We start from the raw sequence: 26,271 nt of genomic DNA, 5'->3' as shown, positions 1-26,271 counted from the left end.
CTAAGTTCTTCATACCGCTAATTTAAAAACTTATTTAAAAATTGGACCACGACCATCTCCAAGTCCATTGACTTCGGGTGTAAATTGAAGCCATGTCCATCTTCAGACAGCTCCAAATAGACATAAGTCAGAGATTGCTTGCGAAGGTGTTCTACTAGCAAACGGGAACGCTCGATCAAGACGGTATCATCAAGAACTCCGTGAGCAATCAACATCGGAGGCGTCTTATCATCGATCCATGTCACTGGCGAAGCTGCCTGCTCATTCTCTTGGGTTTGCGCCTCATTGGCGCCTTGAAAAGGAGAGACCCGTCGCCCACGAACATCATAGTCACCATAAAAATTCAGCACACATGAGACTTCGCTCGATTGCTCAGTATACAGCCCTTGAGAGTTAAACGCATCGTGGTGCGACGTGCTGGCTAGCAGCATCGCAAGGTGAGCCCCGGCAGAAGCCCCCATCACCGCAATTCTGCTTGAATCAACCTGATACCTATGAGCAAATTTACGTACAAATCTCAGTGCTGATTTACAGTCAAAAAAATTATTTGGCCAAGCGATTCGTGTATGTTTAAAAACCCCATCCTCATTATAATCGCCAATATTCAACAGATAATTTATCGAAAAAACTGCATAGCCATGGTGCGCTAAGTCACGGGCAATACTTACTTCACGAGCTGAGGCCTTATCCGAAAGTCTCCATCCGCCGCCATGTATCAACAAAACTGCTGGGCGTAAATCCGATGTACATCCTCCTGGCAAATACGCGTCCATTTTCTCCTCACGAGCCTCTCCGAGGTAAGAAATATCTTTTAGTTCTTTTATTTTAATTTGCATCTCTCTTTCTCCTAATACGGTGCCCAATTCTCGATATACGCCAGAGTGGTCGAGCAATTATAGACGTAGTCAATTGAAAAAGACCTTTCCAATCAATAAACGACTTCACTTAACCTATCTATCACGATAAGTGCCCCCAAAACCAAACGCACAGACTGAATCCCCAACTGTATCCACAGTTTATAGCCATAATACTCAGGACGGGCGCACGATCAAATAACGATAATTTATTAGTCAAAAAAAACGATCTTATAACTCACATATGCTAACTACTTATCGAGATAAACGACACAATGCTGGAGACATTGAAATTTCCACTTAAATTTAAAATTATGATTAATCTGTACCTTACATCAATTGTACTCCTATTGAGTATCCCCTTTATGAATATTCTCGCGATGGATAAGGCAACGCCAGCAATCGACTGGCCGAGCATCGAAGAGACGGCCCGCCAGTTCGTCGAACAAGAATCTCCAGATTCTGTTTGGCCATTTGAACATTCTACATATCAGCACGTAAAGTCAGACAAAAAAGTCTTTGCACACTTTTTCTCCCCCTTTCCCCTGTCCTTTGATAACAAAGCTACTGGCGAGGACGCTTACAGTCAATTACACCTCAGTCCAGAAGGCAGTGACAAGTATTTAAAAGGGCGTGGAGGTTATATTGTCGGTGGAGGGGGCACCTTGCGGCAACGACCACTACCAGTCAACCAATGGGATAGTCCCGACTGGAAGCGTATTAACCTAGCAATTGAAGTACTCCGTGCGGAAAGAATCGGCTTAGATGGGTTCACATACGATATGCTCGGCGTCTCACCCGATAACGAACACCGCCGAATTTTAGAGATGCTCTTAGAAGTGAGTGAACGAGTTGCCCCTGACTTCAAAATTGCACTCATGCCAGACATGAATGCCGAGCTAAAATCCAAAGCAGATATCCTTGTAGACGTGCTACTCGATCTCACGCACTATAAATCACTCTATTATGTAGAGGACGGACGCCTGCTGGTCGCACCCTACAATGCATTTAAACAACCAAAGGAATACTGGAAAGTCCTCATCAAAAAAATGAAGGATGCTGGTCATCCGATTGCATTCCTCCCTGTTCAAGTTGGATACGAGCATCTAGATAAAAACGGCGTATTGTATCAGAATATTATTTATGGTCTAACCGACTGGGGCTTCCGCGACATCGACTATGCTGAGCAATATGATTTCAGAAATTCAAAACAAGCTGCCAGCCCATACACAGACAAGTGGATGTTTCCTGTCGCCCCTCAAGATGTACGCTCTAAGTCACTCATCGCCTGGGAAGCCGAAAACACTCGCACATTCCGCTACCTTTGGGACGCGGCCATCAAGGGCGACTCTCAATATGTCCAACTCGTTACATGGAACGACTACTCGGAGGCATCCGAAATTTCCCCCTCTTCAGGCTCTCAGTTTGCCTACTACGATCTGACTGCATACTATACGACTTGGTTTAAAACGGGCACGCCTCCGGCAATCAAGGAAGATGCAATCTACTACACACACCGTGCGCAAATTTTCCCATTTCCCGAAGGAGTGGTCGCCGAGAAACAGCGTAAGCCATTCGGTAACGCGGGCAAAACCCCTTTCATCAATAACGTGGAGATGGTCGCTTTGTTGACAGAACCGGCAGTGATCGAAATTGAGCAAAACGGACAGGAATTCAGAGCTAACACAGCAGCAGGCCTTGCCACACTATCCGTTCCAGTTCAGGAAGGACGCCCCGTCTTCCGTATCATTCGTGATCAAGAGATCGTACTTGAGACTGAGAGTAACTGGGAGGTCAAACTCGGCGGTGCGGTGGAAAACCCAGTCTACCACGGTGGGTCAAGCACACGTCCCTTCACCCCGACTCCCGCTTACGGGGAATATTGAGCGCCACAGTTATCAAAAATGAGACAAAAACTGACTACACGAATCACAATATAGCAAACGATAAAATCCTCAGAGCCGTCTTCGTCGCGGGCATTTAACCCTAATAGAATTACCTCAAATAATGAAATACAATTCAAGCCTTCTTATCCCATTTCTCCTAATGTGCAGCATGCTATTTGCAGGCAATCAAACCAATGATATTTGCTTAACAGATAGCGGACTTGCTTCTCTCGAAAGAAAACCAGATGCGGACCCCTTGAGATACCTCGACTACGTAAAAAACTTACAAAAGGCGGTTAAAATAGCGCAGGATGAAGAACGCCCAATTGTTCTTTGTATTGGGAGCAGCAGCTTTCGTAGATGGGCCGCACAGGAAGCCTTACCTGAGTTCAGAGTCATCAACTTCGGATTCGGTGGTTCTAGATTTTCCGACGTCAATGCCTTGTGGAGTTATCTAATTCCGCCAGTCAAACCTGATTACATACTCATTTATGAAGGTGACAACGACGTGGTTGTCGGAAAAAGTGTATTTCAGGTGTATGAAGATTTCCTGGAGACCATGGGCCGCTTACAGGCTGAGTTTCCGGATAGTAAAATTATAATTGTCCCGGTCAAACCAAGCCCGAATCGAGTCAAATTTTGGCCAAAGGCTCAAAGTCTAAATGCGGCCATGAAAGTTTACGCAACATCACGTGAGAATATTACGATGGTGGAAGGGGCCCATGTTGGCCTATTGGATGAGGCAGGCATACCACACCCACAGCTTTATCTTGATGATGGCATTCATTTCACCGAAGAAGGCTATGCCGTCTGGAACGTAAACATACGTGCCTCCCTACTGAAATTATCAACTAAAGACCTATAATATAACACCATCTTTGTATTTAATCTGATTACGACTAGGCGACCGAGGCGTGACCGCCTCCATCATCATTTACCATTCAGAAAAGCTACATAGCTCGACTCAAATGTCGCGTGCTGAGAAGGCCGAGCGAGATGAATCCAAAATGAGCGCAAATGAGCCGAGGCTTGAATCGAAGCAAGACTAATCATAGTCGTATCCAAACTGACTGAATTCACAATCAGGATCCAGTAGCAGTTGAGAGTTCGCCTACTCGGTTCCACTAAAGTCAGTCAGAGAAATATTCAGTCCGGCCAACGAATCAACATTGGATGCAATACTGCTGGCACCACCATCATAGGCCATGCCATCCAGGATGGTTGTACAATTAGCAAATGAGGGAATAACTTAAACAAAGGATTCGTAATATTTTGATAGCTTTGGGTGCTCTGTATTATTTCGTGAATCACACTGCCAATGGCCTAAAGAGCTAACAAACAATACACAAAATTTATAATTTCACCAAAGTGAATCAAGTCATCATTGACATATTATAATATATTCAGTGATTAATGATCAACATGCAACAAAGACAACCGATCCAATCGATTCAACGCGCTGTTCAAATTCTGTATTTGATTGCCGGAGTTGAAGAAGGACTCTCAATCCCGCAAATCACTGCCCGAACTGGCCTAAAATCAAACACGGCCTATAATATTATCCGCACACTTGAAGCAGAAAAACTGGTCATCCGCAAACAGGCTCCCCTACGATTTCTACTCGGGAGCGCAATTCATGAACTAGCGACTTTGAACAATGAACAACAACTACTAAGCATCACCTCCGAAGAACTGCTCAACGCACAAAAACACAATCTGGACTCCAGTTTCATGCTGGTCGAGCGAGACGGCAACGGCACCTTCAAAAGAATGTTCACTGACGGTCATCGACCGGGTGTCGTCATCAAATGCCGGGATTTTCCAGTCCCCCCTTACGTCAAAGCCACTTCATTACTATTACTGGCCTACGCGAGTGAGGAACGAAGGCAAAATTACTACAAAAACAAACCCTTCGAAGAACTAGGTCGCAGCGCCTGGAAAAGCCAAAGCAAACTGGAAGCTTATCTCAAAAAAATTAAACGCGAAGGCTACAGCTCACCTAATATTCAAAGCGAAGACGTTAACTTATATACGGTTGCGGCCCCGATCGTATCGGAGAACAACGAAGTCAACGCCACCGTGGGCGCCTACATCAGTATGGACAGCAAAACATCCGACAAAGCTCTGCTACATGAACTGACGATCCAAACTGCTAAAAAAATCAGCATGCGTTTAAAAGTACTTTCGACCACCAACGCCCCCTCAAGTCGCACAGTATGATTGCGAGATTGACTAATCGATTCAGTCGATCTTGTAAACATATCCGCTCAGTGCCCCATACTTATGACGGTTAACAAAAAGATAATCTGGAGCTCCGTGAGCATCGAACAATAGCTGTGGCGAATCATCCTGCTTGTCGTAACCGCGCACAGGCACCCCCCAATGAATACCATCTGAGGATTGGAAATAAGCACTGGTCGGGGGATTGAAATACCCCATATCTTTGGTCAGCATGTGATATAGACCGTTCTCAATCCAAACACATGGGTCTTCAAAACCGCGAAAAGACTTTACAGAGTTTGGCACCATGTCAGGCCCCACGACAGGATTATTCGGAGATTTGACCCATGGACCTTCGAGACTCGTGGCAGTGGCGTAACCAATGTAGTCTCGATTTTTGGGTATCGACTGGATTCCACGGTAATACAAACGGAATTCTCCGGTTTCAGGATCTTGCACAAACGAAGCGTTGTTGATAATTTGGTGATCAAAGGCATCAGGATCCTCATCAGATGGAGATAAAATAGGCTTTCCACCGTTTGCCCGCCTCCATGTTTTCAAATCATCTGACAGCAATAAACCTATATGCTCTTTCATATCATTAAGCGGCCATGCAACTTCATAGCTGGTAAAGAAAAGCGCATACTGCTCCCCAACCCGGTATATACGAGGATTGACAATTCCATAGCCATCCCAGTGTCCCTGACCTCGACCTTTTATAACTAAATTCTTTACGGTGTAAGGCCCCTCAGGCTGATTTGCAACCGCATGCATGATATGCCCTTGCGTGCGAAAGTTCTTAAACCAGAATGCTGGCTCTGGAACACGATTAAAAAACACGTGTACCTTACCCGCATCATCGCGTATCGGCGAGCAAGTCCATACAATATAGCCCTCATGGTTCAGATCAAGTATCCGACCTTTCGGTGTTAAACGATGATGAAAAGGCTCAGGATTACTGTGCATATTAGACATGAATGCAAAAAGTAGGACTATTGTTTCTAAATAGCACTGTATTTTCATAAGATGTAAATCTTGGTTATGTGTATGAAGGCAGTTAGAAGTGCAGAAAAATTAACCTGCGCATAAAAAATGATTCTACTGCTCATAGCAGCAACATTGAATCCGCTAATCACGATAAATCACAAGACTACCAATAAGCTTAATCGTAAAATGAAAGCATCAGAACTAAGGTAAGTCACAATAACTATATAATTCGCTACGAACTAGCGCACATAATCCTCGTAAAGTTTGATATTCTTAAAAATTACAGCAGCAGACCCATTATCATCATCATCTGCGACAAGAAACAACTTTGTCATGGTGCCAGTATAAAAATCGCCAACTGCTATACTATAAAAAGTGGTCGTGCCGGCATATTGCCCATTCGACTCCTGCCAACCATACGGTAACAATACGTCGCTACCTGCTAACTGGAAGAAACGTTTTTCATCTTGAAAGTCTGTATCATTATCCAAGCCGATACCAAGAATTTCCCCTGCATCATGGCAAAATAGTTCAAACTCAAGAACAGTGTATTTAGACACTTTGTAGTCTAACGGAATACATTTCCATGCGTTCCCTGATAATTCCAGCTTAAGCCCCCCATCTGAACTAACAGCTGAACTCGGCATCCCCTGCTGCCCGTCTTGAACCCCTCCGTAACTACTAATAATATAGTCATCAAAATCAACTAGTTTCCCCTCTAGTATCCGCAAATTACTAAGGCAAACGTCAGCACTGGCCGCAGAATCATCGTCAGCGATAAATGCGAGATTTACCATATCACCTGTAAAGTATTCGCCCACGGGGATACACATGTAATCAGAGCCACCAGCATGAGCGTAATAGGTCGTAGAAAAATCATTCCATTCCGAAGGGACACCATGAGCTCCTGCCACTTTGAAAATCCGAGGTGTTTCAGGAGAAATTCCGGTTGTAATATAATCATTGTCATTATCCAGGCCGATACCAATTAACTCACCCTGATTTGTAATACTGAGATCAAACTCTAAAAGTGTGTTCTCTGTAACTGGCCAATGGAGTCCTAGTTTACGCCAGCGATTTCCAGTCAAGCGCCATCCCGTTGTGTTATTGATTAATGTGGATGTGCCACTGCTATCTTGGTTGTGACTATATGCAGTGTAGCTCTGACCGATAAAATTGATCGTATGCTCCCCCAATGCCGGCATCACACGCGGAGCTTCAAGAGTGCCTCCATCGGCGTGGACAAGTAAATTACTGAACTCGATATTATCAGTAATTTCCCAATTCCCCTTCATTTCCATCACCGTCGAGCCATTACGTATCAAGCGAAAACTTGGCACTCCTGCTTGCAAGGGCACAGTCAGCGACTGTATTCCACTGCCCACCGCACTGCTTGTGGTTTGACCATTTATGGTTATTTCTATAGTCCCCGGGGAGGTTAAAAAGGCTAAAAGTTCAATTTCACTCTGGGGGGTATCCTGTGCACTAAATACGAACGGGCCGTCTTGATACGCTGAACTAGGCTCGGCATCATGCGGCTGCACACGGTAAAAGTAGTAGAGCGCATCGCGAATGATCGCCGGCTGTTGCTCGTTCTTGAACCAACTGACATAATATGCAGCTAGGTCGTAGAAGGCGTAACGCGTATGAGTGGAGGGAGTGATTTCGGTGGCCTCAGAATAGTCATTCCAAGAGATGATCTGGACCATGGAAGCGTCAGGCTCATTGAGCGCAGTATCCCACTGCTCTCGAAAGAGTGCTGAATTCAGCCCCTCATACCCCATTTTGTTTTTTGGCCGAAAATCCTGCGGGCGAACTGGAGCCATAAACTCCAAACCATGATGAGAGTTATTGTTAAGAGAGATTTTTCGACCAGCTTGCCACGCGTATGCAGAAACACCCCAATCAGAAAAACCGACTACATTCGCATCCGATTGTGCAAAGTCCTCAATATACCCGGTCCAACCTTGAAAGAGTGGCCACAGCACGAAATCGAGATTAAGGGCATCCATTTCATCTGCGAAATCCTCCCAAAAGCTTACGGGTCTCAAATGAGCACTATATGGAGAAATGACTAAGCGACCATCCGCCAAACGATACAGTACCTCATGTTTGAAATCAGAATTGTAATCATGATCAACGGCGGCCTTAATAGAATCGGCTAGAACATCTGCCCCTACACTTTTATAGCCAGCTGACATATCCGGCATTAGCATAATTTTAAACCCATTATCTACTGATTCTGCAGCGTCAATGATACGCAGCAATCGTAACCAATGGACATTACTAGAATCTTTGACGCTCAACATATTGTATGTAAACCCGTCCACGCCAAGAGCTGCGGCAAGCTCGACTTCATCGACCATATCCTGCGTATACCAGTCACTTTCGGATCTGGCCTTCCTTGGTAATGGTCGCTGACGCAAATAGCCTCCATAGCTAATGTGTTTATCATTCTCACCGTGAGGATCCAGATAGCCAATTTCGTAGTAATCCCCCCATCCGTCTTTATTATCGATAGAGACAGGGAATGGGCTGAAATAATGAATGAAAACCTTTTTAGGCGACTGCCTCAGTAAGACTGGTGAATCCTGATCAAATGGCCACTGTAGTGTGGTTTGTGCATAAGTGCCATTTGCTAGCGCAACTAAACATAGACATGAAATCAATCTTTGTATCATAGGGGTATATGGGATTGGGGTAAAAAACAAATATCGCTTTGGATTAGAAGCATCTCGCACTCGACTCCGGCACAATCAAGCAATAATCAAACGGTTCGAGATTCAAAACAATCTTCCGACCTTCAATAGGATGCACACGCTCCGGCGATAACAGATCTTTAAGTTGAATATGATCAGTCCCCTCGATCGGCAACTCCAGTTCGACCCGCACAGGCTTCGTGGAGAAGCTAATGACAGGAAGCGCCCAATCGCTGCCATAAGTTCTCCAAACGGGAAAAACATCATCATGACTACAGGTGACGGCAATCTCATCACACTCCCCTTCGGCTAGAACGGGCACAGATTGCCGTAGTGTCAACAACTGACGAAATAAGTCCTCCATGCCGTCCGAGCTTCCCGTATAGCTCATAATCGCATCGCCTAAAGTTGCCATCAGCACTGCACATGCCTTAGTTTTGGGCAATCCAAGATACGGCACCAACCACTTTTCATAGCTCTTGTTCGCCCAAACACTGTCGTGGGAATCAACCATCCAATAAGCCGTGCGCATCCCAGGTAAGCGGATCTGTCGCAAGTAGGCCAGCCCTTCGCGCATTTCGCGGGCATTCATTTCATTGCGATGCATCTTCACAAAAACGATCCGATGCACATCGTAAGGATATTGCATCTGAGCGGTTTGACAGGTGAACGGATCACTACTTTCCATAAAGAACAGTGCGTCTGGCTTCACCTTGCGCGTCTCTAGATAAAGATTATTGATCAATTCGACCGAGGCACCCACCGACCAACTAGCCCGATAGCCAGCTTCTTCAGTCCAACGATAGGCGAATGGCGTCCACCACGGTGCATCAAAGCGGAAACCGTCTAGGTCGTAGCTTTCCAACATCGATGCCAAGGATTTTGCAAAATAATCCTGAAAACCGGGATGCCGCATATCAAAGCAACGCGTGTAGCCCATTTGACATTCATTTTCATTGATCAAACTAAACCATTCCGGATTTGATTGCCAATACGGATGCTCCTCGGGCACCGTCTTCAGTAAATACTCGCGATGCGCCAGATCATAATTAGTCCCCAATACTCCAGGCCCCTCCTGCTCACTCACCATCATTTGATTCCGTAAACTGGCCTGATCCATGCCTCCATGTAAAACGACATCAACGATCACTCGCATGCCCATCGCATGCGCCGCATCCACCAAGCGCTGAAAGGCTCGCTCCGTTCCCGGGCCATCTCCATACTGCGCCGCCGCATCCGTCAGACTGAGCGTCGTGTAGCCAGGATACGGTTGTCTCGGCATCATATAGAGCACATCGTACCCGAGCTCACTGATGCGCGGCAAATCTTCGATCAAAACCTCAGTTGTGGGATAAGGTTCGGCTCTAACCGGCTTCGGCTCCATTTCAATACCGACAATATTTCGATAGCCAATAAAGGTTTCGTAGATATTGGCCGATCTTGCCCAATGGGCACCAGGCAGTGGCTTTAATTGGCGCAGCATCGACCATTTTCGAGCGATGTCTGCCGAGCCGTGTCCTTGCTTTTCAGACAGCCCCACGTGAAATCCACCACCACGCATAGAATCGCCCTTGGCACGGAGACGCCCTCCCATCAGCAACTTACAATTCATACTCTTCTGCGGTTCAGGCAGAATGTCCCAAACCCACCAATCGCCATCGCTATCACGCCAAAAAACCGCACTCCCGCCACAAGCCAAAGATTGTGTTTGAAAGTTGCCTTTGTCAGTTTGCCAATGACAGCGCTCATTCGTAAACGACCACCGTCCCCAAGGGAAATCTAAGAAGTGAATATTGACGTCGCCATCGCCGACATTGCTCACTTCAAAATCAAATGAGATTACCGGTAGTCGTTTCAATAATCGGTAGGTGGTAGCCAAGCGCAAATCCCCATCGCGTTGAAAAATAGTAATTTCATCGGCATTTCCAGTATCCGTCCGCTTAAAGCCTTCATAAACCATGTCAACTCCGAGCATAATCGAATCCACTGGCGGATTCTCCACGAGTAACACCCAAGCACCCGAACCACCACGCGTCAATGGACGCACAGGATCCCCACCCCAACACACCCGACAACCGAAGCCCTCGCGATCGCGATAGATGTATGCGTCGTCGTTGAGACGCTTGATCCCAATCAAATTGCCCGAATGTGACGCAAATTCGATGGCGATATACTGCCCCTCAAATTCGAACCTTTCAACCAATTGATTAGGCCTTACTTCACTTGAAAAATCCTTGTTCAAATGCGGTTTAGTTACTTCGTCTATCTTCATGTTATTCAATTATGTCCTGATCGAGCACATACAAAAAAGGAGAGCTCGCCTGCCGCGGTTCTAATCGCTACAAACGAGCTCGTAAATAGGCGCTGATAGTATGTATTTCCCCCACCGCCTAGTGCAGCCGACACGACCGAGGCGTGACCGCCTCCATCATCATGCACCACTCAGAAAAGCTACATAGCTCGACTCAAACGACGCGTGCTGAGAAAGCCGACCGAGACGAATCCCAAAATGAGCGCAAATGAGCCGGGCTCTGGAATCGAAGCGAGACCAATCATAGGTGCATCCAAGCTGGCTGAATTCACAATCAGAATCCCGGTGGCAGTCGAGAGATCGCCTACTTCGGTTCCAGTAAAGTCAGAAAGTGAAATACTCAGACCAGCCAACGAATCAACATTGGCTGCAATACCACTGGAACCACCATTAAAAGCCATGCCACCAGGATGGTTGTACAATTCGCCTGAAAATGCTGTATCAATATCAAACGAGTAGCTATAACCTTCAATGAGGTCACCAGAAGAATTAACTAAGCCTAGGGTCTGCGTAGTCTCTTCTGCAGCTTCCCATTCCAGGATAAAAATAGAATCATCCTCCTCGATGACTCGGCCGAACTGGTAAACGGACCCCGCCCCGAGATTTAAGGGAGTGTAAGAAAAGTTAAACGTTGATCCAGCATTATTGATATTTGCATCAGAAGCGCCCGGCGCTGAACTCCCGCCCACCAGCCGCCCGATCAAAGCGCCGGTTTGACTAGCCGTATCTACATCCAACTGACCGAGTGTGATGTCACTCTGAAAATACTGGGTGCCCCCAATAGTGATGGACGTCAAATTTCGAGTGTCCCCATCCACATAATCGGAGGTAATCGCAGTGACTTGAGCTCTGGCAGAAGCGGCCAGCAAAACACCGGATACAATTAACAAATGAGGGAATAGCTTTAACGAAGAATTCATAATATTCTGATAGGTTGGGGTTCTCTTGATTGTTTAGTGAATCACATTGCTCAATGACCTCAATAGCCAACGAACAATGCACGAAATCTACAATTACACCAAAGTGAATCAAGCCATTATTAACATATTATAATATATTTAGTGATTAATAATCAATCCCTAACAAAGGCAACCAATCCAACACGCAGTCCAAGACTGCTTTTGATTGCCAAGCTGATTCTAGCATAAAAAGCCCTAGTTTATCATGATAACCAATAGACGATTTGCTCAGCAGGAACCTACCGACAAAGTGCTTAGCTCTATGATAGCCCAAACACTTATGACTCAATTCCCCAAAGCACTTCTAGTTTGCGGACTACTCCTGCTAATGAGCACATGGCACACGCTCAATGCTGCCCCCTATCCCGCAGAAATCTCAAATTGGAGCGAAGCCACTAAAGAGAGTCAGCGGGAAGCAGGAAAAGCAGTCATCGCAGCGATAAAAAAAGCAGCAACGAGTGGTGAGTCAGAAATCAAAATCCCCAAGGGAGACTATCGCTTCGCTGAAACCGACGGATCCAATCGTCCGTCATTCATCCACTTCAGAGGGATGACAAATTTCACAATCGATTTCCAAGGCTCGACTCTATGGTTCGAAAACGAGGCCACGGGAATCGTCACCAGCAGATCCGATCACTTAACGATTAAGAACGCCGTGCTTGACTGGGATCCGCTACCGTTCACTCAAGGCATCATTACAGCAGTCTATCCGGAATCGAGCTCTTTTGATGTTCGCATCGATCCCGGTTATGAGCGCGTCGCCCCTGGGATGTCCGCAAGCAATGGCAAGCTAGGGGGATTACGTGGGATGCTCTTCGATGCGAATACCCGCTTCATAAAAGCAGGGCAAACTGGCTTCACACTCAGCTTAGACTGGAACAAGCCAAACGATGACGGCACTTACCGCTTAAAATACCGCGGGTTCTATAAAATCCCGATCACTGAATCGAACATCGAAGTCGGCGACGCGATCGCCATTCTCAAACGAATGCGACGCGCCATCCGAATTGAAGCTGGCAGCCATTCTGTAATGGAAAACATCACGCTCTACAGTAGCCCTTTTGTAGCTTTTGCGAGCAATGTTACATCCGGGGAGCACGGCCCGGTTTTTCGTGATTGCAAAATCGTCCGTCGCCCCGGCACCGATCGTCTAATCGCAGGCAACGCGGATGGTTTCAACATCTCCAATTCAATCGAAGGCCCCATCGTTGAAAACTGCAGCATCGAAAACATTGGTGACGATTTCATCAATGTGCATGGTCATTTAGCCCGCGTTATCTGGCAAGACAGTCCCACTGAAGTCATCAGCACTCGAATCAACTATCGTGGCACCATTACAGAACCCGTGGAGGTCGAGTTCCTCAAACGCAATACACTTGAATCCTTAGGCAAACGCATGGTCACTTCCACTCTGGTCAAATGGACGATAGAGAAAGAGCGTTGTCTTGCTGACCTCAGCCGCCGAATGCGCTCCGGCGATACAACTGCTCTCGCTTATGGAAAAACAGAAACGCTGCTTAAACTCCAACTAGATAAGCCAATTCAGCTCGAAGGCGACATCATCATCGCTTGCGAAAAGTATTCAGGTGCGAATGCCATCATCCGAAACAATTCAATGATAGGCTCTTTAGCACGTGGGATTCGCATGCAAAGCCCCGGCGCCCTGATTGAGAATAATCGCATTGCCTATACCATGGGTCCCGCGCTTTCCCTACAAGGCCATGCCGGATACTGGGGAGAAGGACCTTATGTTCACGATGTAACTGTTCGCAACAACACCATCGTCTACGGTGGTCTTGAAGGAAAAAACAAGGATAGTGCCGCCATTCGTATCGTCGACGGAGACTATGCAGGGCGTCAAATTGCTTCTAATATATCAATCACAGGTAATCGAATCTACCAAAGCCCGGGCGCAGCTCTGATTGCACGCGGAGTGAAGGGCCTGGAACTTTCTGACAATGAGATAAAAGCTTATGGCATGGCCCAAGCCACAGAAGATTCGTTGATCGGCGCGAATCACGCCATCGTGCTACAAAATGTCAGTGATCTATCGACTGCAAACAATGTGATCGATGACGCTGGAGATTTTGCAGAAGGCGCACTTTTTCAACTGGATGTCTCGAATAAAAACTGATTCGAGAATATACTTTAGCGCAACTAATACAGCAGCTCGTAAAATGGATATTTACCTATTAATCGGCCAATCCAATATGGCTGGGAGAGCGGAAATCCCAATCGAAGACATGCAGCCGATGGATGGATGCCATTTACTGAATATCGAAAACTTGTGGGAACCTGCAAAGAATCCATTGAATCGCTACTCGAGCATACGTGGAGAGCTACAAGACCAAAAAATGGGGCCAGGGTATCTCTTTGCCCAAACAATGCGGCAGGCTCAACCGAACATTGAAATCGGGCTAGTTGTTAACGCGAAGGGAAACACCAAAATTGACCAGTGGATCAAGGGCACACTATTTTATGAACAAGCTGTTCTACGCACTCGCATAGCACTTCGAACTGGCAAGCTGAAAGGCATTCTTTGGCATCAAGGTGAAGCCAGCCGTAATGATACAGATTACTTAGTAAAGCTCCAACAACTAATAAAGTCTCTGCGCACGGACTTGGGAGATACACAGACTCCTTTTATCGCAGGACAAATCAATCGCATAGACGAGAATCCCTTCAATGAAATGATTCTACGACTCCCATCACTGGTCGAACACACTCGCGTCGTTACCACGGAAGACCTGACAGCCAGCGACCTCTGGCACTTTGATACTCAGAGTATGAAAACACTCGGTAAACGCTACGCTGAAAAAATGTTGGAGCTTCAAAATGAGTGCTCAATCCTCCCGTAGGAGGAAGCATTAAGTCTCGATATAATCAAAGAGGCATAGGTGTAAAGGGATCGCTGACACTACTTGTGAATTCGCCTTAAAAATCAAAACAGCCAGCGCATGGCGTGGTAAAGCGATGCGCAGCTCATGGTTTGTGCAGCTGCCTATCGAAATTCAACCTCATAGATAAAACGTTCCTCCTCTGCAAATGGGCCTGCCCCCTGCACAGAGTTACCATCCAACAACACATCCTTGGACGAATCGACAACTAGAGCGAAATTCTGGCCTGGCTTGGCCCCTCTGACATTCAGCGGTTGCCCCATGCCATACCCATCGATGAAGTTATCAAGGAGTTGAAGTCCTTCCACTCCTCCGGCAGCAATGCCAGAACCTCCGGAGTGGATGATTTGATTATCACGGATCACAATTTCTTTGCTCAGCATTTGCTCACGATAGCCAAGCACTCTCACAACAATCGAAGCAGCACTGGCAGTATCCCGGAACCAAACATTATGATTCAGACGGTTGTTTAACACTTTCGCATCACGCACATATGGCCCCTCTCCCCAATAGGAAGGCTGGCTAATCAAGTGAATCCCAGGACCAGCAGTATAAGAGATATCATTATTCTCAATGAGCGCGTGAGGGGACTGTTGACGGATGCCCCTAGCCGCAGAGCCCCTAAAGTGATTATTTCGAATCACTGCACCTGCGCTGGAAAATTCTCGACAAACGACCACCACATCACCATCGACTTCAAAAGGCTCATTCAGTGTCACTCGATGTGCCTCGACTGTCTTGCCATACCCCAGAGAGGCTGCAGTCCCAGAGTGCCAAGCGTGATCCAGATCTGCAGTACAGCTTGCCTTATCTATTTCCCACTCCGGCACATATTCAATCAATGTGGCCAGGCGCGTCCCCAAAGGCTGCATTTCCTCACGCGTGTAAAATTCGAGAGTAATTTGTCGATCAATCTGCCTACGATCTGCCAAAATATTGGTCATAATCTGATCCGGCGCTGGCTGAGCAATCACTCGAGCGAGGCTTGCATGCACGTTAACGAAGTCATCCCCGATATTCCAGATTTCACAATCCTCAATCAAGGGTCCCTGCTCCATATTGGCACAGTTGATTCCGTCTGCATTGCCTGCCATTAAACGATTTGTACCTGGACGACCAAGGATCTTACAGCGGCGATAAACAGTCGCGCTACCGCCCCAACTCGCAAAGGCAACAAAGGGGCTGCTGTAGAGAGTCACATCTTCATAAATACAGTTTACCAAATTTTCGCTACGTATGGCCCGTCCCATACGCCCTAAGATAGCGATCGAATCTCCCAGCTCCATCCCGCTTTCACTCAAGGGAACACCATAAAAGCCGTGAAATTTAACACGGTACGATCCATCTTCATTTCTTTGATCCCAGAAGAAGTTGAGGGCGAAGCCAATCTGCCCAAGCTTGTAATCTCTGGTTTCGCTATCAAAAATAAAACCACGCATTTTCCATCGACTGTTTGCTTCACGTATTCTTGTCGCAACCACCTCATCGTACCCAGCATCCAACTTCACATCGAAGTAGCCTGTTTCCAAATCCATCCCGGTAATGCTCCCCTGCATAAAAGGCAAGGGATCCCAATCCATATACAAATTTTCTACTTTAACATTCTCGCAATCGATCATCTTGATTCCAGTTCTCGGTTCTGTAAACCAGAAGTGCGAGCCCTGAAAATCCAAGGTCACATCTTTCAAGCCCTCCCAAACAATATGAGCGGGATATTTCCCCTCGCTGACTTGATCGAATCGATAATCCCCTTTCTCGATCCGAATCACACGTTCACCCCGACGAAGCGCAGCATCAATATATTCCAGCACAGCTGAGCCCGCCGCAATTTGTTCGGCCTTCGCATCCTCATCCCACCCCGCAATCTCAGCAGGATAAGGCCCTGCCAACAACGAGCTCGTAGCAACTTTCAAAAAAAGGACGCATAAGAGACAAAATGAAGAACGCATAGAAGACAAAACGGTTTGTGATAAAATGAAAGTAATGACATTTACGAGTAAATATGCCCCTTAAACTACCCCCAAGTGGAGTCTTACTAATCACGATAAGCCAACGCCCTACAGATTTCACTAAGGCAGAGATGTCCCCTCTTGCCAATAACCTTCGGTCAAGATAACTTTAGGAAATTCTGGAAGTCCACGTTCGTTGCGTGTGACCAGATTAATCACATGATCGGCGACGGTTTCCCCCACAAAGCGATTATTCTCGTTAATACCAGAATAATCCGAATCAGTTGGGCAATTTAAACAAACAATGGCGAGCTCCTTTGGGAAATCGAGTCCCATCTGCTCAATCCATACACGTTCTTCACCAATAAGTGAGACCAATACATCCGGCTTCCATCGCTCATACCATTTTTGGAATGATTTCAACTCAGTGGTCATCGGTGCACCGATAAAAGCTGGTAAACAACGTGAACGGGGTAATTGCATCTGAGCAATTAAGTAACCGGCCATCCAATTGGCATCTACGCCACCAAGTGAAGCATTCTCAGGCAAGCAAAACCCAATACGCCGATACCCACGAGCTAATGCCTGTGAAAAGGCCTGATCCATCGCATGACGATGATGCGAGGAAATGCGGTCTACCAGCGGGGAAGACCAAGAATAAGAAACCGTCGACAAGGCATAGCGCTCCCACTGCAATATAGTGGGATCTGAAGAATTGCTGCGTGGTGCAGCCAAAATCACACCTTCAATCCCGCGCGCATATAGTTGCCGATCCACCGCAGCAGCAGACATCCCCGGGCCTTTAAGAAAAAAGCACTCAGTGCGATAGCCACGCATCGCGGCACGTGTCTTGTAGCCTTCATACTGTAAACGATAAGTATCACCACCTTGGATCAACCAATCCTTTTCAGAACTCGCATCCACGATAATTCCGATACAACTGTGGTCCTTAATCTCGCGGCCACTGCGGATACGCTCCATCAATGTGCTGACTTGCGGACTGGGTTTATACCCCATCTCTTCCGCTTTCTGACGCACACGCTCGCGAGTCGCCTCAGGTATCGAGCGCACGTTTCTCAAAGCCATAGAAACTGTTGCTTGAGTGAGGCCGAGTTCTTTTGCAATGGCACGTTGATTAGGCATTTAATTATCGTGATAAGCTCCTAAGCGAAGATCAAGTATGATTATTTACGCCAAGCTCACAGTTTAACTTATCACGATAAGCCTCGAGTCATTTAAACAGATGGATCATTCCAATGTAACAGCGACTACTGCGGGGACTCTGGCATGAGAACACGCTCCGCACAAGAAATGCTCAGTCTACAAAATTGAGGCAAAAAACCGAACGATCACGCACTGAACCCGCAACGCAACCTGTGCGATTATCAGATAACTATAGAAGATTTAAAACTGTTGCTTGATGACATTGGCGACACGTTTCCCTATCAGTAAATTTGCCTCATCTGTATAATGGACACCATCTTCACAGATCAATTCATCTGCACCTGCATCAGATACGAATGCAAATAGATCATTCACATAGACATCGTGTTTCTCTAAAATCGGTGCCACTGCTTCATTGTAAATCAATGAATCATTAGCCTGACGGCATGGATCATAAGAATTCACGAAACGGGAATTATAGCGTGCTTCAATAACAGGTGTAATACTTGCCCATATCAGCCGCGCACTGGAATTCTGACGAACCTGAGTCAGAATAAAATCAATATTTCTTACATATTGATCCACTGGCACCGCATAATCAAGTTGATGCTGATTCAGGCGTCTACAATCCCACAGCCCACAGTTAAAGTGTATGACATCCACATTTTTCTCCAGATACCACGACAGATTAAATAAATGATGCACAGAATGCATACAATTACCCTCTGGCGACCAGACATCTGCAATACCGCTTAATTCACTGCGGACAGTTTCTTGATATCCCAGACGTATAGAATCACCGATTAAGCGGACATTTTTCATATTATATGATTTGTAATGCGTTTTCAAGTATGAGGGCAAGCAACATGACGAAAGCAAAAGTGTTCCCAAACGCTAAAGGGCAAAACACTCTATACCGAAGATAATCGCCTGATTCACTAGGACACGTGGAAAATGCACCGTCAATATATCGGAATCAATTTCAACCGTATATTCCCGAACCAAGGCGTAATGCGCTCCTTTCGTCCGCGCATGAATATCCAATTCTGAATCAACGACGACACCATTGATAGCGAGGTCAAAAACACGAAGTTTATTCGCATCCCTAAAGCCGCCCACACCAAACCAAGGCTCCGCAAAATGGCAGCGCACACGGAAGCGCCCTACTCCGGTTTTAAAGCGGTACTTCAAATACTGACGTCCATATCGATATCGATGATACACTCCTGATAACGAGGTTCCACGAACCGGCGTCATCGTATATCCACAACTCGCTAAATCATCTCGAACATTGTCAAAGCGCCCGCCCCAGCTTTCCCATCCGAAATCAACAGATTCTGACCAGGCACGGTCAGCCGCCCAGACTTGACCACAAGAATCCACATAATCCTGCGCCGAACCACAGTTCACGCGATAGAGAGCTTCGCATGCAGCTATAGTTTCAGCTTTTCCGACCCAATCGCCGAGACTACTATCTTCTGGTAAATAATCCAAACGAATAAGATCCTCTACCACAGGCTTATCATTCTTGTATCCAACAGCATAGAGAAGATTGGTTTCAGGCAAAACATCATGCCAGATATAATGGTGCCCAATATCGGGTCTGAACTGCCTCCCCAAAGACAGCCTTCCAACACCGATAAATAGTTCGACCTCTTCGCAATTACTATACACTGAGACATTACGAGGGATGGCTTCCTGCCAGCGGTCAGGCCATGTGTGTGAGACAATATAAACCATCGGGTCGCACATAGGATCTGCATAATTAGAGCGGAACATGTAGTATAAATCCGAAGGCTGATGCCAGGAAGTGACTAAGCCCTTGTTATTGACTGAACCTATTTCTGCATCACCCGGCCCTTCAAAATTCTCAGCAGACCGACCAGGGTTAGCAAAGGTATTAAAGATCCAGTGAAAGTGCCCGATCGACTCCTCCCGGAATGATTCCCCCAGCCGGACTTTAGCTTCCATAGCTGCGCAAGCCCATGTCTCACTACGATCATTTTCGTCACCAGCATAGTCCACCTCTGTATGCACGCCGAAGTTTCGCCACGCACCATACTCTCCAACCATTTGCGCCGCCTTTAAATCATAGTCATTATAATTCCCACCATAAGTCCCACTCCACTCTTGCGGCACATTCCAGTCGGCGCCCTTCCCTCCATTACAAGTCGTCGTAATACGCCATTGAGGGCTGGTGGGGTCCATTTCACGAATGATCTCACGTATTTCGGCGGTAAATGCCTCGGGCATATTACACTCATTCTGTATCCCCCAAATTAATATACACGGATGATTACGACGTTCCTTAACCCACTCGCGAACAATCCGTCGGTAGTTTTCACGGAACGACTCGTTATCAAACCACACATGCGAGCCAATCTGTGTCCAGCAGACAATTCCTGCCGCATCCCAATGATCGTAATAGCGTAAATTATGCGGATGGTGTGCATCACGGAAAGCATTAAACCCCGCAGATCGCATCATGCGAACACTGGCGTCAATTTGCTGCTCAGTAAATGCATGATCACAACCTAGCAAGTTTTCATACTCACATGTGCCATTCATGAAGAACGGTTGACCATTCAGGCGTAAACGACGCTCTTTCGAATCAGATGCTGGCGTCGGATCACTTGCCAGCGGCTGAAACTCTGGCCGCGCCAAATTCAATGGCTTCGAGGCATCCCATTGCTGTGGGTCCCTAATACCAAAAAGAGTTTCACTGCGCTCGATGAGTGTGCCGTCTTTTAAACGGACCTCAACTAATAGACGATGAAGATAGGGGTCATGTGCAATCCACGTGCGCGGATACAAAATATCAGGCACCTCCCATAGGTGCCCAACTCGCTCTGAATCGACTGGCAATTCAGCGCGATGCTGATGAAAAAAGACAGTGCCTCCCTCATTCTGTATCTCACACAAAAGATCCACAGGCTGCCCAGGCGATGTCTCGACGGAAAATTGCAAGTCAACATTCAGTTTGGCACAATCGGGAAGAGATGCTTGCTTCTGATAGATCTTAACCCCCATTGGGATTAATTTCACGCAAGGCTGCTTAAGCTGAGACAACACCTGTGTAAGCCCATTGTTATCGATGCTAATTTCGAACTCACCATTATGGATTAACTGACCACGGCGATCTGCAGAAACAACATTATGATCTGCATCCGGCTGCTCAATCTCAGGCCACTCGACCCATCTTAAACCAAAATTGGTATGATGCTCATGAGAGAGGACATCATCCACAAATACAGAGGTGACAACTCGATAGAGATGAGGCTGCTCGGGCGACCACAGCTTAGGTTCGCTAAAGCTAGGATACTGCTTCGATAAGGTCTGTGAGCTCTTTCGTGACAATTCACTCACTTCAGTAAACTCTGCGATTAAAGTTTCAGAATCATCATATATTCTCTGCTCGAGTCGAATGCATTGGCTCTCTTCAGTCGGATTACACAATGTCGTAAATGTCGCCACCTCAGCACTCAGTTCACTCACCTTTGGTGTAAGCACATGCACACCAAAAGGCTCAACACGCACTGGTCCCGTCCGCTCTAACCAGACTGGACGGAAAATCCCAAAAGGCTGTGAGCCTTCTGTATTGGGAGCTCCCCAACAACCACCACACACAAAGGGCAAGTCATCGATTTTCTCTGGGTGCTCCGCTTTAACGACAAGCGAATTACTACCGACAACAAGCGCCTCAGTAAGATCTACTGTAAACGTGGTACGCCCACCAGCATGATAGCCAACTTGAACCTCTTTCACATAGACTGTCGCATAACTGCCGACGCCCTCAAAGAAGACATACACACGTTCCCCTTCGACCTCACCGGTGTATTCGATACTGGTTCGATACCAGGCAGTGCCATGCAGATTACCATGCGACACCTCGTGATACCCATGATAGTCATCCCAGTTATGTGGCACAGTGACTGGCACCCATGACGTGGCATCCAAATCCAAGGTAGTTTCAACACTGCCATCCGACAAACTCGAGGACCATTCGATTAAACACTCTTTAGTTAGAACTCTCTTAGATATTACTGCTTCACTCATAACAATGGCTATTAAGGAAATAGTTCACCATTTTGATTAAATGCCGACAAGCAGGCCATCGTTTATCTCGATAAGTGCTTACTCGGGCTAGAATAATTGCCCTTCAGATACGGCGGCACAAAAACAATCTGACCTTAATTTATCGGATGTAGTCGGTATGAAAAAAGACTTCCAAGCCGCCGCCCGATGAAAGTGATCTGGCTTGGGAAACAGAGCTATCTTGAATAAACATGAAATAGCGTAACTTATCCCGGAAAAGAATATTGGCATTATAACGTACTCGCCGCTCGTCACCACGAAAGCCAACAACTTGTATGGTTGAATTGCCGAGTTGTCTTTCAGCCGCACGCGTTTCCAGAGGTGCTAAGGTATAAATATCGTCCCCCACTTTCATCGCAATTTTATAGGGAACTAAACTACAAAGCACTAAACTGCCCGAGGGGTAATCCTGCATATTATCATCGATGGCAACCATACTAAAAGAACCATTCTCACGCTTTACAACGATAACCAGACAACTGGTTTTAGGCAAGTTAGCACTTAAGACTGACGCCACCGGCAGATAAGGGTGCTCACCTTCAACGGGATTTTCATTTTTAACGTAAAGAACAAGATCTTGTCCGCTACTTTGCTCAAAGTATTTAGTGGCAACCTCCATTTTTAAACTGAGTGGAACCATCTCACCATCTGACCTACAATAAAGGCCTTCAATACGCCCCGGCCACCCAAGAAATCGGAACTCCAGTGCCTCAACCGACACCAATGTGACACACAGCAATAAGAAGATATAGATCAATTTTTTCATTGTTACGATCATCAGAGAATTAAACTTCATCTTCGTTCAGCCAACGAAAACTCACCACTTTAAAAAGACGCCCTGCTGCCGGGCGCGTAGAATCGATGGCTTCTGCCGTTCGTTGCACAACTGCTTCACACCAAGAACGAATTACATCTCCCGTAACCGGATTTACAGAATCGCCATAAGTACGAATCGTGAAAGTGTCCGATCTGACTGTCAGCAACGGAGCCAAAGCCGAGAGGATGTCCATCTGTGAAAGGAACCCCGGCGCGTCCGCAGAAATCAACCCGTAACTATTCTCCAAATATGCCGGACGGATTTGAGGGTCATATTCATCTTTTATACCTGAATAAGTCAGTGAATAAGTAGCATCCACAGTTGAGTCAATAATACCAAGCGGCGCTCCATATCGACTACTACCGGTAAAGGCCAAGTCATCCCCTAGAGAAGTCTGAAAATCGGCTTGGCGCAGGTCTTCATTTAAATCAGGCAAACCGTCATCATCTACGTCGACGTTATCGATCGCTGCCTGCAAGGTACCTTTTAATGTGGTATCATGCTGATCGACTAGCACACGTAAACGAGAGCCTGCCGATGGTGCGGGATCCGGATTCTCCTCAGGGTCTTTGTCAATCAAGGTTCGATTCACAAAGCTGGCCAAAGAAGCAAATGGTCCCCGCAATTTCACTTGAGCCACAATCTCCTCAGCCAAGGCATCCATTTCATCATCGGTCAGGCTGCGAGAGCCGCTCCACATCCGGGGGATATGACTCACATTGCCGCCACTAATATCGCCGCTACGATAGTCTTCCAGCGACCAATTTGTGATACGCGGGAAGATGTTATCTAATTTCTGACTTCCAACGTCAGGATCATCGACTAAGTCAGACAAGCCCCCTAAAATCGCTCGCCATGCCTTAACGGAAGTAGAATTCACATTGAAGGCACCATCCACTGCCAGATACTCAGCCGCACGATCGCGATCGAGAATAGCAGACAAATGAGTGGAGCGATTCGGATTAAAATCCTGTGTCACAATTCTAGAATTTGGAAATGACTTCGACCAATCTGTAGTGTCCAAAGGAATCGACGAAAAATAATACTGATCCCAAAGAGCTTCATTCACACGATAGGTATAGTCAGCCACTTCCCGCGGAGTAAAGATATTAGCCCATGAATTTCCGACCACATAACTGGGAATACTAATATCGTTATAATCTGAATATGCCGTAGTTCCATTCAAACCACTCCTTTGCAAACGATATTTCCTCAAATTAGCATGCCTTAAGTCTCCCAGTGAAAATATTTTTTCTTGAGGCACAGAGAACAGGACAACCTCACTCAATCCGTCGAAACTAGTTGAACGTCCAGCAAAGGCAGATTCCCCACTATAATCCATGCCATTACCCAGGGTCGTATTCCAATAGAGTTCACTCCACAGATTCTGAGTCGGAACCGCGATATAATGATTGATGTCGACTAATGCTTCTTCAGCGATGGCTCGATAATTAAAGTCAGAATATAACCTGTATCCATAGCCTAGATAATTGCTGCGGGGCAAGTTGATCCGACTCGAGCAACCGTTCATTCCAATCGGAAAATCAGGTCGCACCTCACGAATCGAGTTTTCATCCTTTGTTGCGACCGTTGTGTTACCAGCTACAGTTCCCAACGTCTGCCCTCCGATATATTCCTCCGCACCGTTCCTTATCGCATACAGTTTTACTGAAGTGTGCCCACCATTGGGTTTGAATACAAAAGTCTTCGGCGTGCCATCCGAATTAAACAGATCCGTATACGTATAGATACCTCCATTATTCAGTGGTCCAGAATTCACCGTCAGAGGCATCATAAGAAATCCATTCGTTTCCATGTATCCAGGCTTCAATACCTTCGCGCCAGCTGGCATATCCGCGTAACTATAGAATCCGTCTAATTCAAAATTATCCTCTGTTTGTGTTGAGATCACTTTAACTTCACCAGGCGCAAACGCCAGCGGCGACGCGGTTTGATAACGAACGAACCGCGAGGCGGTTCCTGTGGCAGCCTCAATATTCTCTAAAGGTGAATAATAGCTTCCATTCGCATATGGATAATTGTCGCCCGTCTCATCATATAAATAGAACCTAAAAGGTGAGGTTGATTTTTCAGTATAATTTGAACTTTCTACAATATAATCAGCCGGAGCAAGGGCGACGTCGTATGGATTGTGTAAGACCAACGCAGACCAATAAATCACATACAGTTGATAATCGCCCGATGGCAGCGTCTTAAAATATAGGCCATTGTACAAGTCAACTTGTAGGATTACCGGAGCTAAGCCTTGAGACGTGTCTGTCTGTGCACGCACCGCAACTTGATCGCTGGAAATTTCACTGGGCAACTGGTAATAAGAGCTCATGGTTTCCCAATTGGGAATGACCTTATCATACGACACATCTTGAAATATATCTCCGGTCAATGGCTGGTCATCCAAACCACGTGTCAAATCTGTCTTCAAACCTCCATTCAGAGCGTTCGTTAACAAGCCCTTTGAACTAAGGGTGTAGTCATGAAAGCCAGTTTTCAAAAAAGTCCCTCCAGTTTGATCCACTGAATCAAAGAGCCCGCGACTAAACACACGACTAAGAACGGAACGATCAAACTCAACAGAGTAATCCAAACCAGTACCATCCTCCAAGATACTCGGGTCGATGCGTTGAACAGCATGCAAGCGGTTAAATTTGGCATCATTACTAGGATTATCGCTGAGTGCTTCCTCAGACTCGGTCATGTTAACCTTGGCCTTAATCCCCTCATCGCCGACCCAATAGGCATAATGCCCTACCGTATCCCCCTGTGTGTCCTGCAGTTCAACCTTACCGGCAGCAACCTCATAATCATTGGCATCTCCGTCTGTATCATTGGTATCTGCAGTCTGATCGCTAACTACGACAACCGTGTCACCCGTCCATGCATTCTGATGCCAATCCGGTTCATCCGCAACATCCGGCGCACCCGATACAAGCCATTCTAGTTTCTCAATTTCACCCGTGCCTTCAGCGACAGGTTCCGTCGACCAGATCCCGGTTAAATATTTCTTCGAAATGTCCGCTTCCCCTGAAGAATTACTTAGGTCTGTTAATATGTCTGCACGTGCGGATACTCTTTGATCTGGACCTGCAGCCAACTGTAATCGGCCAAGCGCCACTCGTAAGGCCAATACCGCATTCTGCTCTGCTTTCATTCTAGACAATCGAATATCAGAGGATGAAGATTCAACCTGAACCAATGTCGACATCGTCAACAGCAGCAAAAGTACAAACGCCATCAAACTTAATGCAATCACTAATACAAAACCGCCTCGTTTTCGACGAAAAACTTGATGTTCAGATTCCTTAGAGATTAACGGAGCTAGATAAGAAGTGGACATACAGTAGGAACGAAATCAATTTAGGGGGGGTAGATTTGTTGAGCGTTATAACTAAGTAATAGAAAATACAAATTACTA

The 26,271-nt window shown here is 46.4% G+C and carries 16 protein-coding genes; 5 read left to right on the top strand and 11 right to left on the bottom strand.

All coding sequences use genetic code 11. The features are described from left to right. Positions 1–17: 17 nt before the first annotated feature. Positions 18–836 (bottom strand): prolyl oligopeptidase family serine peptidase, encoded by an 819-nt coding sequence (locus tag SH580_RS00275; RefSeq protein ID WP_319832998.1) that lies wholly within the window; start codon positions 834–836, stop codon positions 18–20. Between the two features lie 332 nt (positions 837–1,168). Here SH580_RS00275 and SH580_RS00270 point away from each other — a divergent pair, with 332 nt between their 5' ends. The 3 genes from SH580_RS00270 (at position 1,169) to SH580_RS00260 (ending at position 4,960) form a co-directional block, all read left to right on the top strand. After that, positions 1,169–2,740 carry an endo-1,3-alpha-glucanase family glycosylhydrolase gene (locus tag SH580_RS00270; protein ID WP_319832997.1) on the top strand — a complete coding sequence of 524 codons (1,572 nt, stop codon included), beginning with the start codon at positions 1,169–1,171 and terminating at the stop codon, positions 2,738–2,740. Positions 2,741–2,861: 121 nt separating this feature from the next. Then, positions 2,862–3,605, top strand: a complete 744-nt coding sequence (locus SH580_RS00265; protein WP_319832996.1) for a GDSL-type esterase/lipase family protein — start codon at positions 2,862–2,864, stop codon at positions 3,603–3,605. A 557-nt stretch (positions 3,606–4,162) separates the two neighbouring features. After that, a complete protein-coding gene (locus SH580_RS00260) occupies positions 4,163–4,960 on the top strand; it encodes an IclR family transcriptional regulator (RefSeq protein ID WP_319832995.1) in 798 nt (265 codons plus the stop codon). 21 nt (positions 4,961–4,981) lie between these two features. On the opposite strand, the gene SH580_RS00255 is transcribed toward SH580_RS00260, so the two are convergent. From SH580_RS00255 to SH580_RS00240, 4 genes are all read right to left on the bottom strand, one after another. Next, entirely contained in the window at positions 4,982–5,983 is a 1,002-nt protein-coding gene (locus SH580_RS00255; protein ID WP_319832994.1) for a glycoside hydrolase family protein, read from the bottom strand. A gap of 203 nt (positions 5,984–6,186) precedes the next feature. Beyond that, the gene (locus SH580_RS00250) at positions 6,187–8,628 is read right to left on the bottom strand and encodes a glycoside hydrolase family 71 protein (protein ID WP_319832993.1); all 2,442 of its coding nucleotides are present in this window, start codon (positions 8,626–8,628) and stop codon (positions 6,187–6,189) included. 43 nt (positions 8,629–8,671) lie between these two features. After that, positions 8,672–10,918, bottom strand: coding sequence for an alpha-amylase family glycosyl hydrolase (locus SH580_RS00245; protein WP_319832992.1), 2,247 nt, complete (start codon positions 10,916–10,918; stop codon positions 8,672–8,674). A 179-nt stretch (positions 10,919–11,097) separates the two neighbouring features. Next, a complete protein-coding gene (locus SH580_RS00240) occupies positions 11,098–11,877 on the bottom strand; it encodes a hypothetical protein (protein ID WP_319832991.1) in 780 nt (259 codons plus the stop codon). A 367-nt stretch (positions 11,878–12,244) separates the two neighbouring features. Between SH580_RS00240 and SH580_RS00235 the strand changes: the two genes are divergently transcribed. Further along, the gene (locus SH580_RS00235; protein WP_319832990.1) at positions 12,245–14,050 is read left to right on the top strand and encodes a right-handed parallel beta-helix repeat-containing protein; all 1,806 of its coding nucleotides are present in this window, start codon (positions 12,245–12,247) and stop codon (positions 14,048–14,050) included. Between the two features lie 43 nt (positions 14,051–14,093). Further along, positions 14,094–14,774 carry a sialate O-acetylesterase gene (locus tag SH580_RS00230; RefSeq protein WP_319832989.1) on the top strand — a complete coding sequence of 227 codons (681 nt, stop codon included), beginning with the start codon at positions 14,094–14,096 and terminating at the stop codon, positions 14,772–14,774. A gap of 143 nt (positions 14,775–14,917) precedes the next feature. Here SH580_RS00230 and SH580_RS00225 read toward each other — a convergent pair whose 3' ends face one another. The 6 genes from SH580_RS00225 to SH580_RS00200 all read right to left on the bottom strand — a co-directional run bounded on the left by SH580_RS00225 (position 14,918) and on the right by SH580_RS00200 (position 26,007). After that, positions 14,918–16,726, bottom strand: a complete 1,809-nt coding sequence (locus tag SH580_RS00225) for a right-handed parallel beta-helix repeat-containing protein (RefSeq protein ID WP_319832988.1) — start codon at positions 16,724–16,726, stop codon at positions 14,918–14,920. Positions 16,727–16,882: 156 nt separating this feature from the next. Beyond that, positions 16,883–17,905, bottom strand: a complete 1,023-nt coding sequence (locus SH580_RS00220) for a LacI family DNA-binding transcriptional regulator (protein WP_319832987.1) — start codon at positions 17,903–17,905, stop codon at positions 16,883–16,885. 261 nt (positions 17,906–18,166) lie between these two features. Further along, positions 18,167–18,748: an SGNH/GDSL hydrolase family protein gene (locus tag SH580_RS00215; RefSeq protein ID WP_319832986.1), complete on the bottom strand. Its 582-nt coding sequence runs from the start codon at positions 18,746–18,748 to the stop codon at positions 18,167–18,169. A gap of 72 nt (positions 18,749–18,820) precedes the next feature. Further along, a complete protein-coding gene (locus tag SH580_RS00210; protein WP_319832985.1) occupies positions 18,821–21,982 on the bottom strand; it encodes a glycoside hydrolase family 2 TIM barrel-domain containing protein in 3,162 nt (1,053 codons plus the stop codon). Between the two features lie 139 nt (positions 21,983–22,121). Then, entirely contained in the window at positions 22,122–22,787 is a 666-nt protein-coding gene (locus tag SH580_RS00205) for a hypothetical protein (protein ID WP_319832984.1), read from the bottom strand. 19 nt (positions 22,788–22,806) lie between these two features. Then, a complete protein-coding gene (locus tag SH580_RS00200) occupies positions 22,807–26,007 on the bottom strand; it encodes a ferritin family protein (RefSeq protein WP_319832983.1) in 3,201 nt (1,066 codons plus the stop codon). Positions 26,008–26,271: the final 264 nt, after the last annotated feature.

The organism is Coraliomargarita algicola (assembly GCF_033878955.1).
Lineage (GTDB): Bacteria > Verrucomicrobiota > Verrucomicrobiia > Opitutales > Coraliomargaritaceae > Thalassobacterium > Thalassobacterium algicola.
Note: the sequence above shows the minus strand (reverse complement) of the source record. Positions and strands in the feature narration are given on the sequence as shown.